Raw genomic sequence first — 14,316 nt, forward strand, 5'->3', positions numbered from 1 at the left:
TGAAACTCAATGTTCAGACGGCTTTTTACTCTCAAAATGATTAATTGATCATTACCATTTTCCAGTTATCCCAATACGGATTGTCCTACCTGGTGCAGGCAGATAGGAGCGGCTCATCGGGTCGAGGTAGTAGCGGTTGGTCAGGTTGCTGCCCACCAGCTCGGCAGTCAGGTTTTTGCCGATTTTGTAGCGCAGGTAGGCGTCCCATACGGCGACAGGCTGCCAGCGCATATCGTTATGCTGGGGCTTCATATTGTCATTCTGATATTTATTGCGCACATCGTAGAATGGCTGCCAAGCATCGTTGCGGTTTTCATAGACGCGGCTGTGGTAATGGAGGCGCACGCCTGTTTCCAGTTTGTTGGCAAGGAAACGGCTGCCCAATTCGGCATCAATTGACCAGCGTGGTTGAAGCGCGCTTGCCAGATAGCCTGAATCGGTCAAGCCGCCGTGGTTGCAGACAGGACGGTTCATAGTCTTACCGTTTTTCACAAAATAGCTTGCATCAACCATGCCCTCTGTTGCGGAGGATGTCCAAGTGAAATTTTCGTCGCACATTTTGTTTTTCAGGCTGCGGAATACGTTCAGGCTGCCGAAGACGCGTCCGGTATCGAAGCGGGTGGACAGCTCGGCACCACTGCGGATTTGTCTGTCGAATTGTTCGAATTCGAGATTTTCATCCCTGTCGATAACGTTTTTGGTCTTGTTATGGAAGTAGTTGATGCGGAAATCCGCTTTTTTCATTTTCGGTAACAGTCCCGTCAAATCATGGATGTAGCCCACTTCCCAGTTTTTGGCGTGTTCGGGCCGCCAGCCATAGCCCATGCGGTTGAATGAGCCGGCGGCAGTAGAAAAGCCGTAAGTCCCTTCAAAAATGCTGGGGTAGCGAAGGGTTTCGGTATAGCGCAAATAGGCGCGGCTGTAATCAGTAAAATTGATGGTGGCAGAAAATGCGGGTACCCAACCACTGCCTTTCTGTTTCATTGCTCTGTGTCTTTCAGCTTCGGTCATTGGCGTTTTGTAAACACTTGCACTGGCTGAATAGTATTTAGGTACAAATTGCGGACTGTCCGGAATAGACGGGTCATATACAGGATTGGGGACTTGGGTATGCAAATCAGGAATGCTGCCATTGGTAAGGGGATGATCCTGCATATTCAGACGACCTTTATCGTCTTTCAACCAATAGAAATCCACCTTTTCATTAGGATTGACCCATTTTTCGCGATCATATGTCAAAGTCGGAATATATTGCGAATTGACTTGAAACGAAGACAGGCTAATTTGTGCATGTTTTTTTCTTTGTTCTGCGTATTCCTCTGTCGCATATAAAAGTCCATAATCAAGAGTGCCATTCGCCAAAGCATCGTCAATTGCCTTGTAATCCGCGTATTCTTGCGGCGTGGCAACCCTGCCGATCGAATATTTTATCCCCCTGTTCATTTCTAACGGATCGCCAAACTTATTCATGCCGCTTTCCAAGCGTCTGCTTTTATCCTGAAGCTGGAAATTGGTATATCGCCCGCCTGCCGTCAAAGTCAGCCAGCGGAACGGTTCGTAGCGGAAATTAAAGCCCAAATTGTATTCTCGCCGTTTGCCATTGCGCGGTACGCCGTATTGGTTCAATTCATAATTTGCCCTGATGGTGTTGTTTTCGAGTTCTTCCCGATATTTGTCGTATCCTCCCCGCTCCAGCTCGTCTGAAAAATCATTGCGCGATGTCAGTTTTTCATTTTGAAAATCGCCCATCAAAGTCAACGACAGTTTGTCGCTCAATTTCATACGGTTGGAGAATTGAAAGCCTGTACGGTTGTTACGGGCGTAATAGGCGTTGCCTTCAATAGTGTTGAACCTGCCGTTTGTATTGGGCGTTTCGGGTTTGGGCGGTTTTGGGACTTCAAAACCTGCATTCAGCAATTCTTGACGCTCTTCAGGCGTAGCTTTTTGCCATCTGTCGTACTCATCCCATGCTATTTGAAATTTGTTGTCCTCATAAACGGTATCGCCGGGTGAGCCACCTGCGGTATTGGTTTTGGATTTGGTGCGCGTTGTCCAAAGCGTGGCATCGAAATCTATCCAACGGCTGCCCTCGGGCTTCCACGAATAGTCGATATTGTAGGAACGCTGTTTTACCCATGCCTGCGGCCATTCGGCAATTTTGTTGAGGACGGACGCATCCCAACTGATGGGGCCGATAATGCGCGAAGGCATAATTTCGCCGAACGTGGAATCGGTATGGCGCAGGCCGAATTTGAGCGTTTGGCGGTTCGGCAGACGGAAGGTGGTTTTACCTACCCATGATTTGGTTTCGAGCGAGGTATTGCTGACTTCCCCGCCCGGATGATAAAAAAGTCCGATTTTTGAAATATCGGGTGCGCCCAGCATGTTTTCACTGCCGAAAAATTTCTCACCCTTGGCAGCGGCTTCTTCTTTACGACGTTTCAATTCGTCTAAAGTTTCTTGTGTCCAAGGACCGATATAACCGTAGCGTTCCGCGCCTTTTTTGCCGGAAAAATAATTGCCTTTACTGCGGTAGGCATAGGCAAGCATGGCATCGAAATTGTCCTGCTTGGTGGCGGCGGCAATGCGGTAGGCTTTATCCTCCCCAAATTTATTGCGTCCGTTGAAACGCTGGTCGATTCGGTCGGTATCGTCAAAAAACGAACGCCAAATACCACCCGTCGCTACTGCGGGAACAGGCAAGGTTCGATAATCGACTGAATGTTCATAAGCATTCTCACGCCTTTTGATGGAATTGTTGGAAGCCTCCGCCTTCACTTCAAAGCCGTATTTCTGCCCTTCGGGGACAATATCGTCGGCATCGATGGTTTTCAGGGCGACGGAGCCGCCTATGCCGCTTTTCATATCACGGCTGAACGAGGGGCCTTTTTCGATAGAAACGCTACTGATGATGTTGGGGTCGACGTAGTTGCGGTTGTTTGCGCCCGCGTAGCCGCGCCAGACGGTAATCGCCTGCTCCGTGCCGTCGATGGTAACGGGAATCCGTCCTTGACCTTGCACACCACGTATATTCGGATCCAGCGCGCCGCTGTTGCGCGCGTCGCCGCTGTACACGCCGGACATACCGCTTAAAAGGTCGGATACGGTGTTGCCTTTGAAGGTTTCGACTTCGTTTTTGCTCTTGTAAAGATTGACGATTTCGCGGGTATAAACGCGGTTTTTACCGATTTCATCCTTATTTCGAGTTCCTTTGACAGTTATGGTATCGAGAATAACTGTCGAATTATCTGCAGCATAAACGGCAGGGACGAAACCAATGGCGGCGATGCAGGCGGAGAGGGTGGTGACTTTGATCGGTTGCATAGAATGAATCCATATAACTTGATTGGTAAGGCCGTCTGAATGAGACAGATCGAATAGATGCGATTACACTCTGACTAAAATAATACAAATAAGTTTGATTATTATTTATAATTTTGTGAAATTCTAACAAATCTTTAATAATATGGAAATGTTTTTTGAGTTTGAGGTAAATAGAAGGGGAGGGATAAGTGGAACAAATAAAAGCCTGTTTGAAAATTTCAAACAGGCTTGGATTCGGATTTCAAAAGCAACACTCGGGTACCGGTGGTTGGAACAGATTCAAGAATAAAACACTTGGCGTTTCGTGGCTAAATGTTTTTTCTCTGCGATGTACTTATCGATCATTGTCGATGATGGGGTCGGCCTCCTAATCGCCGATGCGGGATTTTTGGTCGACGGCGGCAGGTCGGTTTTCTATGCCGACGCGGTCGGGTACTTTGCCTCTGATCCATGAATTACTTATCCCGCTACGTCATACTATATTTTGCATTTTTGAAGTGGTTGTTATTGCTATCTTATAGTTTCTAAACTTGCAAAAACCGCCTGTTTGTTTTATAAATGCAAACCATTATTATTCAAATAATAAGGTTATGTAATGAAAAAGAAAGCGATTGCCTGTGTAGTAGGGGCGGTTTTTTCCGGACAGTTATATGCGGCTCAGATGCCGGTGGCTCAGGCAGAAATAGAGCCTGTGGTGGTCACGGCAGACCGCAATGCGCAAACCTTGGATAAAGCCGCACCGAATGTGTCGGTTATCGGACGCAAAACCTTGAATCAAGCCTCAGCACAGAATTTGGACGATATCGTGATGTATGAATCCGGCGTCAGCGTGCCGTCAGACAACAACCGCCGCGGTCATGCTGGTATCAATATCCGAGGCATAGATGGCAACCGCATTCTGATGATGGTGGACGGCGTGCGCATTCCCGAATCTTATGCAGGCGGCGGCTCCAACGGCGCGATTTCGGGACGCGATATGGTCGAAAGCGACACGCTCAAGCAGGTCGATATTGTTAAAGGTCCTTATTCCGCGCTGTACGGCAGCGATGCGCTCGGCGGTGTGGTGAATATGGTGACGCTCTCGCCGAGTGATTTCGTCGATGCGGGCAAACGCGGGCATTTCGGTTTGAAACACGGCTACCGCAGCCGCGACCGCAGCCACGGCGTAACGGCGACAGCCGCCGGTTTTCATGAAAACGCCGAAGGCCTGCTGATACTGACGCGCCGCCAAGGACATGAAACGGAAAACATGGGCGGCGACAAAAGCTACTCGACTTCGCGCACCGCCACCAACCCGCAGAAAAACAATGCCTACAATATTTTGGCGAAAGGCAGTATCGGCAATGAGCGCCACCGTTTTGAAACTTTGTACGAACAGTATTACCACGCCAACGACACCGTGTTGGCAAACGGCTTGGGTTCGCAATCGCGCGGGCCGGTAACCATCACAACATCCGAGAGCAATGCTCGCGACCGCATCCGCCGCCAACGCATTGAAGCGGGTTACCGCTACACCGGCGAGGGTCGTCTGAAAGAAGCGAACTTGACCGCCTATCAGCAAAAACTGCGCACGGAAGACGATGCCGTCGACGTCAGCATTACCCGCATGGGCGCGCGCCAATTAGGTAATTCGACCCGTTATTCCGACTATGGTTTCAATCAGACCATACGCGGGCTGAACGGGCGCGGAGTGTGGGAGTTTGACGGCGCGGTCAAACAAACCGTCGTTGCCGGTGCCGAATACAAACACACCGAGACCGCCCGTCCGCGCGACAGTCTGACAGTAGACAATCTGACCGGCGCCGTCAGCAAAGTTTATGCAGGCAGCACCTATCCGAATAAAACCTTCCCCGACAGCAAGCGCAAAACGTTCAGCGTTTACGCACAAGACAGCCTGACCTTCGGCAACGGCATTGTCCTGACTCCGGCCTTGCGTTACGAAAAAGACAAGCTGAACACGTCGACCGACCAAGCCTATCTCAATGCCAATCCCAGCGGAACGGCGACGCGCTTCAGTGATTCCGCGTTTACACCCAGCCTGCGCCTGAGCGTGCCGATGGGTGAGCAGTTCACCGGTTTTGCCACTTATTCCCAAGGCTTCCGCACGCCGCCGTTTGACAGCGCGACCATGGCATTTGCCAACACAACCTACGGCTATGCCGTCATTCCCAATGCCAACCTCAAATCCGAACGCTCCAACAGCTTTGAATTGGGGATGAAGTTCAAAAACGAACGCGCCCGTGCGCAAGTTACCGCGTTCTACAACCGTTATCGAAACTTCATCAACCGCACCGAAGTCGGCACTGCCTCCATAGGCGGTCGCCCGATTATCCAGTACCAATATCAAAATCTGGATAGGGTCAAAACCTACGGTGCCGAAGCCTCCGCCGCCTATAAATTCCTGCCGGGCTGGCAAGTCTCCGGCAGCATCGCTTGGATGCGCGGTGAGCAGCAGGACGGCAAACCGTTGGATTCTGCTTATCCGCTCAACGGCGTTTTGGGTTTGGATTACACTCAGGAAAAATGGGGTGTGGGTACCAAGCTGCGCTGGTCGAAAAAACACAGCCGCGTCAGCAGCGACACTGTTTTCCAAGCGCCGGGTTATGGCGTATGGGATATCGGCGCGTGGTACAAGCCGTTTAAAAACCTCGAAATCGGCGCAAACATTTACAACGTCGGCAACAAAAAATACTGGCAGCACGCCGACGTTGCCGGCATGAGCCGTACCAGTGTGATGGACTTGTACACCGAAACCGGCCGTAATTTTGCCGCAACCGTACAACTGAAGTTCTAATGTGATTCAACCGTTTTCAGACGGCCTTAGAAAACGAGCAGGCCGTCTGAAAGCATGCGACAAGGAAAAAAACAATGAAATTCAAACTCCTCCTGCTTTCCGCGCTTATTTCGTTGGCCGGCACTGCACATGCGCAACGCATCGTCGTGTTGACACCCGATACGGCAGACATCGTTGCCGCGCTCGGCGCATTGGACGAAATCGTCGGCCGCGATCAGACCGTTCAAAATCCGGCGTTGAAAAACAAGCCCAGTATCGGCATTCATCGCCGTCTGACGGTTGAGCCGATTGTGGCCGCCAAACCCGACATCGCCATCGGTTCATGGATGGCGCAGCCTGCCGATATTTTTGCCCACCTGCAAAAAGCAGGCATTAAAGCCGTCAATGTTGCGCCCGATGACAGCATCGCCGCCTATCCGCAAAGTATCCGCAACATCGGTCAGCTTATCGGCAAAAGCGCGCAGGCGGACAAGTTGGCCAGTAAGTGGCAGGCGGATATGAAACAGCAGCCTTCCAGCGGCAAACGCTACCTCTTCAGCTACGACGGGCGCATCGTATCGGGCAAAAATACTGCCGCCGACGAAATCATCCGCCGTGCCGGCGGTATCAATGCCGCAGCCGCCATTGACGGCCTCAAACCGATGACGCGTGAGGCATGGATTGCGGCTAAACCCGACATCATCATCATTGCCGACCACAACACCGCCATGATAGGCAACGTCAAAACCTTTGCCGCACGCCCCGAAATCGCCGGCTCGCCTGCCGCGAAAAACGGCAAGATTTATTTGTGGAAGGCCAACGATATGTTCCGTTACGGGCTGGATACGCCGCAAGTGATTCAGCGTTTGCACGGTTTGGCGAAATAAACGCGCTTGTTTTGAACACCTTGCCTGATTTTTGTTTTCAGACGGCCTTGATTTGTTCCTTCTTGTTGAGGAGGCAAAACGGCTGTCTTAAAAATGCCGTCTGAAACCGTCCCTCAATCCGCTTAAACCGCATGATGTCATGAAACCGCATACCCTTATCCTCTGCCTACTGCTTACTGCCGCCGCCGTTTATTTGTGCTGCGGCATCGGTTTTGGCACGTGGGAGTCGCCGTTGGCGATGGATGAAACCGTCCGCCAAATCCGTTTACCGCGCATCTATACCGCGCTTTTGGTTGGAGCCGGTTTGTCCGCTTCGGGTGCGGCATTGCAGGCTTTATTTGAGAACCCGCTGGCCGATCCGAGTTTGATCGGGACGTCGGGCGGGGCGGCCTTGGGCGTGATTGTGTTATTGGCTTTGGGCGGTGGCGCGATGGGTGTGTCGGCGGCGGCTTTTCTCGGTGCATTGGGTGTGTGCCTGCTGATTTTGGCGGTGCACAAACTGCTCGGCGGCGGTACTTTGGGATTGCTGGTGTTGGGGTTTGTGTTGAGTGCGTTTTCGGGCGCGGTGGTCAGCATGATTTTGTTTTTGTCTGACGATTTGGTATTGCGCAGCGCAACCACATGGCTGTCGGGCAGCCTTGCCGAAGCCGGTTTCTCATCGCCTGTCGCGGTAATCGCGGTCATGTTGCCCGGTTTTCTGATTTTGCTGTCAGCAGGCAGGCGGTTGGACGTTTTGATGACGGGGGAAGACACGGCTGCCAGTATGGGTGTATCAGTTGGGGCATTGCGTGTACAAACCGTAATCGGCGCGGCATTGATGACGGGGGCGGCAGTATCGCTTTCGGGCATCATCGGTTTTCTAGGCATGATGATTCCCAATGTGCTGGCGCAAACCGTCGGCGGCAGCCGCCGCAAATTGATTGCGCTGTCGGCTTGGTTGGGCGCAGTGTTTTTGATGGTGGTGGACGGCGCGGCGCGCTGGCTGACATACCCTGTCGATCTGCCGGTCGGTATCGTGATTGCCTTATTGGGCGGACCGTTTTTTATGTATTTGTTTATCAAGCCTTTGAAAAGCCGTTGATGCCTGAATAGGCCGTCTGAAACTTCATTGCCCCATATCTTTTGCCATGCACACCTTATTTCAAATCTGTAATCTTTCCGTCCGCGTCCAAGACAAAACCCTGCTTGAAATTGATCAACTGGATATACCTTCGGGCATGACCGTCATTATCGGCCCGAATGGCGCAGGCAAATCTACTTTGCTGCGGGCCTTAATCGGGCAAACAGGGCAGGGGGGAATCACGCTTTTCGGTGAGGCCGTTGCGCCGCAAATCCGCGCGGGCAGGGTGGCATGGGTCGGGCAGCATGGCCGTTACAACATGCCGATGACCGTACGCGAATACATTGCGTTGGCGTCATTCGTACAAAAAGGCCGTCTGAACCATGAATTGGCGGACGAGTTGCTCGATTATTTTGATTTGACGGCATTGGCGGATAAGCGCATCGGCAAGCTTTCAGGTGGCGAGCAACAACGTGCCAACATCATCCGCGCCCTGTTGCAAAACGCGCCGGTCTTGCTTTTGGACGAACCGTGCAACCATCTCGATATCCGCCACCAACACCGCCTGATGCAGTATTTGGTCGGGCATTCAAACCGTGCCTCATCAATGATGGTATTGCACGATTTAAACCTCGCCGCGCGTTATGCGGAACATATTATTTTGATGAATAAGGGAAAAGTAGTTGCATCAGGCAAGGTGGGCGAAGTGATGCGCCCCGACTTGCTTGAATCGGTTTATGGTTGGCAGATACGCCGTTGCGAAGATGAAGCGGGGTTTTATTTCAGAAGCTGAACGCCAACAGGCCGTCTGAAAAACGATAAAGAAAATTTATTTTATCGTTCAAAAATGAAACGAGATGGGAGGATGTTCCCGACTTGAAGAACCAAATTTTGCGCATTTCACAAGTAAATGCCGATTTTCATCAAATAGAAATACATTTAATTATTTATAGAATACAATATTTTAAAATAATACTAATTTTTAATTACACAAAAACATTGACAAGGAAATGCTGATGGTTATTTAATATATAAATCTTATTAATAATTTTTATTAATCATTATCATGGTACAGCAGCTTGTTTGGACTCCGAAACAATCCGCACCCAAGGCATTTCCTGAACGTCAGGCATTAATGCCCGTTTGGGGCGGTGTTCCAATGCCGCGTCCCCAGTGGCAGAACATTTGGAAGAAAAAGCTTCCCCATGCCACCGATGTGGACGCGCTTGCTTATCTGCATATTCCATTTTGCGCCAACCATTGCGTTTTTTGCGGCTTCTACCGCAATGCGTGGAAGGACAGCCAAAGCAGCGTGTACACCGACAAAATTATCGAAGAAATGGCCGCTGAAGCCGAAGTCCGTACAGGCGAGGGCAAAATCCGAGCCGTTTATTTCGGGGGCGGCACGCCGACCGCGTTGCTTACGGAAGACCTCGTCCGTCTGATTCGTGCCTGCTACCAATATCTGCCGCTTGCCGAAGATTGCGAGTTCACCATCGAAGGGCGCATGAGCCATTTCGATTTGGAAAAAGCACAGGCCTGCATCGAAGCAGGCGCCAACCGCATTTCCATCGGCGTGCAAACCTTTAATACCGCCATCCGCCGCCGTCTCGGTCGTAAACACAGTGGCGACGAGGCGTTTGAATATTTGGCAAAATTGTGCGAACTCGATGCCGTGATTGTGGCCGATTTGATGTTCGGCCTGCCCAATCAAACCGATGAAGTTTGGCAAAACGACATTGCCCGCTCCACCGAGCTGCCGCTGTCCGGTTTGGATACGTATGCGTTCAATCTTTATCCCATGCTGCCCATCAACCGCATGATTGAAAAAGGTGCATTTCCGACACCGCCGGGTTTCGATATTCAGGCAGACCAATATGCCTACACGGTTGAAACACTGCTGGAAAAAGGCTGGGAACAGGTCAGCAACAGCCACTTCGCCTATCCTGGCCGCGGCGAGCGCAACCGCTACAATACCCTGATCAAATCGGACATTCCCTGTTTGGCGTTCGGCTCCGGCGCAGGCGGTAACTTCGGCGGTTTCAGCTATCAGGTGCAGGGCGATTTGGAGAGTTATCTCGCCACGCCGAAAGGCGAGAAAAACATCGCATTTATGAGCGGCCATAGTCCAAATAAAGCACTGCTCAGCAAAGTCCAGCATGATATTGAAACAGGCCGTCTGAATCCATTATTGTTTGACGGCAACAAAGCAGCGCAAAAGCTGATTGTCCAATGGCAGGAAATGCAGCTTTTTAAAGAACCCGATTCAGACGGCATTATCCGTTTGAATACCAGCGGCCGTTATTGGTCGCCCACCCTTATCCGCAAACTCATGCTCACTCTTCCGACTCAAGAAAAGGATCAAACCATGCAAAAACTTTCAGCCGAACAACAAACCATGTTGCGTCAATCATTGGAAAAAAATCCCGGCCAAGTGCTGGAAATGCTGGCCGCGCAAAACCAATGCAGTTTTGAAGACGTTATCCGCTGTCTGCCAGAAGAGAACGTGCGTCAAACCGAAGGCAGCCGCATAGTCGAAATCCTCCAAGCCGTTGCCGCATGGGATGAATCCGTAACCTTCATCGCCCATACCCCCGATGCCATCGTCGAAGTCAGCGGCAAACTGCCTAACGGCAAAGTCGGCCGCGGTTTCTACAACTTTGACCATCCTGAAACCGATGGCGGCGTACACGGTCATATCTACTATGAAAACTGCGCATCCATCTACCTTTTGGAACGTCCGTTCATGGGCAAAGCCACTTGCTCGCTCAACTTTATCAACCGCAACGGCGGCGCCATGTTTAAAATTTTTGTTGGTCGCGACGAAGCAGGCGAGTTGAAACAACATCAAATCGAAGCCATGCGCAAACTGTTTGATGCCGCTTAAACGGTTTCAGACGGCCTGATAATCCGTTCCTTGTTGCATAGAGGAGCGGATTTTCTAACAACAAACATCTACCATACAAAGGAACCCCAAACATGCAACTCATCTTCGGAGCCAACGGCCCGTCCGGCCGCGCCTATATCCGCACATTGACTGACTCAGCCGATACCGTCGCCGTATTGAGAAGGCCGTCTGAAGACAGCTTTTTTGCCGAACACAATATTCAAACCGTCGTCGCCGATGCGCTTGATGCCGACGCGCTCGATAAAGCGTTGGCACAATATCGTCCCGATACCGTGATCAGTTTTGTCGGCGGCAAAAACGAAGAGGGTATCCGCAGCGATGCGCTGGGCAATATCAACATCATTGCCGCTACGAAAGCCGCCAATCCGCAAGCCCGCTTTGTACTGATTACCAGCATGGGCTGTGGTGAACAATGGGACATGATGAGCGAGCCGTTCAAACAGGCACTCGGCGAAGCCGTCCGTGCCAAAACGGAGGCCGAAATTTATCTCAAACAAAGCGGTTTGAATTGGACCATCTTGCGCCCCTGCGGCCTTGCCGATGGCGAAGATAATGCCTATACCTTGACACAAAATGCCCAAAAAATTCCACAAAAATACATGACGCGCAACGGCTTAGCTGCTGCCGTTGCTGCTATTGTCGGCCAAGCAGACAGCAAGGGCGAAACGTATAGCGTTGGTGCGGCATAAACTGATTGAATAGATTGCCCACTTTCCATTGTTAAAGTTGGAGTAGGTAATTGATTAGGGGTCGATCAAACAATAAAGGATTTGCTGAGAAAAGGCTGGGAGTATAAATAAAAGGCCGTCTGAAAAATTTCAGACGACCTTTTATGTTTGAATTCTGTAAGTGATTGTACTACTGAGAGAAACAGGAGTTAGCAGGCTAAAATACTAGTATTATGAATTTAACATAATATAAATTAATTTCCTTTTCCCTATTCTTCTACAAATTCCGCTTATTGTTCCTATATGTCAAATGAGAATCAATGATACTCTAGAGAGTGTGCTCATAGTACTCCAATTTTTAGTATAAAATCAATAGTAACTCTACCACTTAATTATTGAGTAGTAGAGTAGGGAACTTATTACGATACCAAGTACCTTCAACTCATAGTATATAGCTAATTTATAATGTAAAGGCCATCTGAATATCAGACGGCCTCCTGTCTATTAGAATTTAGACATTGTAAATTTCTTCGTTCTTCACATTTTCTTAAGGTTTCCGCTTCAGTCGTACCCGGAGGGTTTATACCCAAAAAAGCTGAACCATCCTTGTAACTTGAGTCAACTAATACGATCGAACTGAAAAAAACTTGCTCAAACTGAAATCAAAATAAAGCCATCGTTAACACCGAGATTTGGAAAGCTACGTGAAGGCTTTTCAAAGAGTACGAAGCATTTTACTTTCAGGACAAGCTTTGAGTTGGAACAGATCATTTGTTTTTATAGATGAGATTTTCAGGTTTTTTGTCGGGAGAAATAAGAAGTTTATCAAGGTATTCGGGGTCATGCCAGTCATCCCAAGGTGCTAGACTAAAATAAGCTTTAATAAAATTATCAATAATAGCTGAACCTTCGGTATTAATACCAATAATATTTCCTTGTTCAATTAAATCAATATTAGGAAAATATTGTTTCAGTATATTTTTATTTACTATACCTTGTTGAATAATTGGCCAGAATCCTTTATCTAACGATTTTTCAGTAATAAACATAGCAGCAATAATATCGTTTTTATCTATTTTTATATCTTCATATAAAGGAAGGTTTTTTGAGGAAATTTTCATTTTGGTAATTAAGCAGGCTACACCTATCCAATCATATTTTCCAAGAATCTGTCCAACAGCTAAAAAATCATCTTCTATGGGAATGCCAAAATAATCGCCTACCTGCCATTTCTGTTTTTTTCTTGCCATTTTTTTTAAGTTCCTTTCTGTAATTCAATAAGGCATGGGAATTTTTCCACCTGCTGCCCGGATGCCTTATTCAACATTGTCATAAATTATGTTTTATTTGTAGAAAATATATTATCTTCTATATGACAGTTTTGAAAAGAGCAGTTAGATATTAAATTATCTTGTATATGCATTGATCTGAATACACAATTAATAAATGTACAATTAGTAAATTTTGTATTACAAACTATTGCCGTAATAAAAGAACAATTAATAAAATTACAATTAGTAAAGGAACTATAGCTTATGAAAGCACCACGAAATGAACAGAAAGAAAATTTGAGACTTTCAATTTTCCTATGGGATATTTCGTATCTGTGAAAATCAATATTATCTATATGGGTTAACTGTCTAGAAATTAAAGCATCTAATTCTTTTGTTTCGATTTTAATTAGAGACTTTGTAATGTTTTTAAGTAATTCTTGAATGTCATTTGATATCATTTTTATTACCACCAATCTTGTATATCTCTCAAAGGTATTCTTGGTTTGGATAATGGAGCAGTTCCTGGGGTACTAGCAGGTATTTGATTACACAATAATCCAGCTACCATTCTATGGTTACCATCTACAATAGTATTTCCATCCATTTTAACTGGAGGGGCGATACTACCTCTTTCAATCAATGCTGTGTATCTCGCAACAGCAGGGATGGAAACACTTTTTTGTAATGTTAGATAAGATGTTTTTGTTGTAACCATTTTAATGTTGTCTACTGTAGCATCTAAACATTTCTTACGTTCTTTTTCTTCTTGACATTTTCCAGTACATGTATCGCTTTCCGATAATGCAACGACACCTGTTGCGGCAGCTCCAAGCACCCCATATGCAATCCATTTAGGCCATGCCGCATCAGTGGGTCTGGAGTCATTGTATCAATTGCAATCATAGACAATGCTCCTTTGGTTATGCTAACAGCATTTAACCCCCAAGGGTCCATCATATTTTGTATATTCGGCGCAAATTGATAAAAGTTCTCCCCACCCATCAGCCCAATCGGATCCTGATTCACAAACCGCCCCGCATCAGGCTCGTAATACCTGAAGAAATTGTAATGCAGCCCAGTTTCACGGTCGCAATACTGGTTTTGCAATCGGAAGGGTTGGTAAGCGCTATCCGTTACCTTGGTTTCCTCTTTCAGACGGCCCCAGCCGGTATAGTTGCCGAACCACAAGAGGTTGCCGTCCTTATCGGTCATCTCTCTCGGGATACCGATTTGGTCGCAGTGGAAGTAGTGGGTCTGTTGGCCGCTTTCGCCTTCTTCGTTGGTCCGGTTGTGCACCTGTGCCAAAGGTTCGTAGCTGTCGGGATCGGTGTAGATATAGGTATATCTGCCGTCTGGCTGGATTTCCTGTAAGAGGTGGCTGCCGTCCCAAACGAATCCGGTTTCCTCTTCAAGGCCGTCTGA

General features: G+C 48.3%; 10 protein-coding genes. 6 read left to right on the plus strand and 4 right to left on the minus strand.

The window, feature by feature from the left end; genetic code table 11:
• Window positions 1-51: 51 nt before the first annotated feature.
• A complete protein-coding gene (locus tag ACTHSX_RS09515) occupies window positions 52-3,324 on the minus strand; it encodes a TonB-dependent receptor domain-containing protein (protein ID WP_440377506.1) in 3,273 nt (1,090 codons plus the stop codon).
• Window positions 3,325-3,919: 595 nt separating this feature from the next.
• Between ACTHSX_RS09515 and ACTHSX_RS09520 the strand changes: the two genes are divergently transcribed.
• From ACTHSX_RS09520 to ACTHSX_RS09545, 6 genes are all read left to right on the plus strand, one after another.
• Complete coding sequence (locus ACTHSX_RS09520; RefSeq protein ID WP_440377505.1) at window positions 3,920-6,118, plus strand: TonB-dependent hemoglobin/transferrin/lactoferrin family receptor; 2,199 nt, start codon at window positions 3,920-3,922, stop codon at window positions 6,116-6,118.
• Between the two features lie 74 nt (window positions 6,119-6,192).
• A complete protein-coding gene (locus ACTHSX_RS09525) occupies window positions 6,193-6,984 on the plus strand; it encodes a heme/hemin ABC transporter substrate-binding protein (protein ID WP_070590609.1) in 792 nt (263 codons plus the stop codon).
• Between the two features lie 139 nt (window positions 6,985-7,123).
• Window positions 7,124-8,065 carry a FecCD family ABC transporter permease gene (locus tag ACTHSX_RS09530; RefSeq protein ID WP_440377504.1) on the plus strand — a complete coding sequence of 314 codons (942 nt, stop codon included), beginning with the start codon at window positions 7,124-7,126 and terminating at the stop codon, window positions 8,063-8,065.
• A 46-nt stretch (window positions 8,066-8,111) separates the two neighbouring features.
• Complete coding sequence (locus ACTHSX_RS09535; RefSeq protein WP_440377503.1) at window positions 8,112-8,837, plus strand: ABC transporter ATP-binding protein; 726 nt, start codon at window positions 8,112-8,114, stop codon at window positions 8,835-8,837.
• Window positions 8,838-9,110: 273 nt separating this feature from the next.
• Window positions 9,111-10,931: a heme anaerobic degradation radical SAM methyltransferase ChuW/HutW gene (hutW, locus tag ACTHSX_RS09540; RefSeq protein ID WP_440377502.1), complete on the plus strand. Its 1,821-nt coding sequence runs from the start codon at window positions 9,111-9,113 to the stop codon at window positions 10,929-10,931.
• A 92-nt stretch (window positions 10,932-11,023) separates the two neighbouring features.
• Window positions 11,024-11,641, plus strand: a complete 618-nt coding sequence (locus ACTHSX_RS09545; protein WP_440377501.1) for an NAD(P)H-binding protein — start codon at window positions 11,024-11,026, stop codon at window positions 11,639-11,641.
• A gap of 746 nt (window positions 11,642-12,387) precedes the next feature.
• Here the strand turns inward: ACTHSX_RS09545 and ACTHSX_RS09550 are convergent.
• The 3 genes from ACTHSX_RS09550 to ACTHSX_RS09560 form a co-directional block, all read right to left on the minus strand.
• On the minus strand, window positions 12,388-12,870 hold the full coding sequence (locus ACTHSX_RS09550) for a hypothetical protein (RefSeq protein WP_440377500.1): 483 nt from the start codon (window positions 12,868-12,870) through the stop codon (window positions 12,388-12,390).
• A gap of 86 nt (window positions 12,871-12,956) precedes the next feature.
• On the minus strand, window positions 12,957-13,352 hold the full coding sequence (locus ACTHSX_RS09555; RefSeq protein WP_440377499.1) for a pentapeptide repeat-containing protein: 396 nt from the start codon (window positions 13,350-13,352) through the stop codon (window positions 12,957-12,959).
• A gap of 280 nt (window positions 13,353-13,632) precedes the next feature.
• A partial coding sequence (locus ACTHSX_RS09560) for an RHS repeat domain-containing protein (RefSeq protein WP_440377498.1) occupies window positions 13,633-14,316 on the minus strand: 684 nt, incomplete at its 5' end.

It is taken from the genome of Neisseria sp. P0014.S002, assembly GCF_051958295.1.
Taxonomy (GTDB): domain Bacteria; phylum Pseudomonadota; class Gammaproteobacteria; order Burkholderiales; family Neisseriaceae; genus Neisseria; species Neisseria flavescens_B.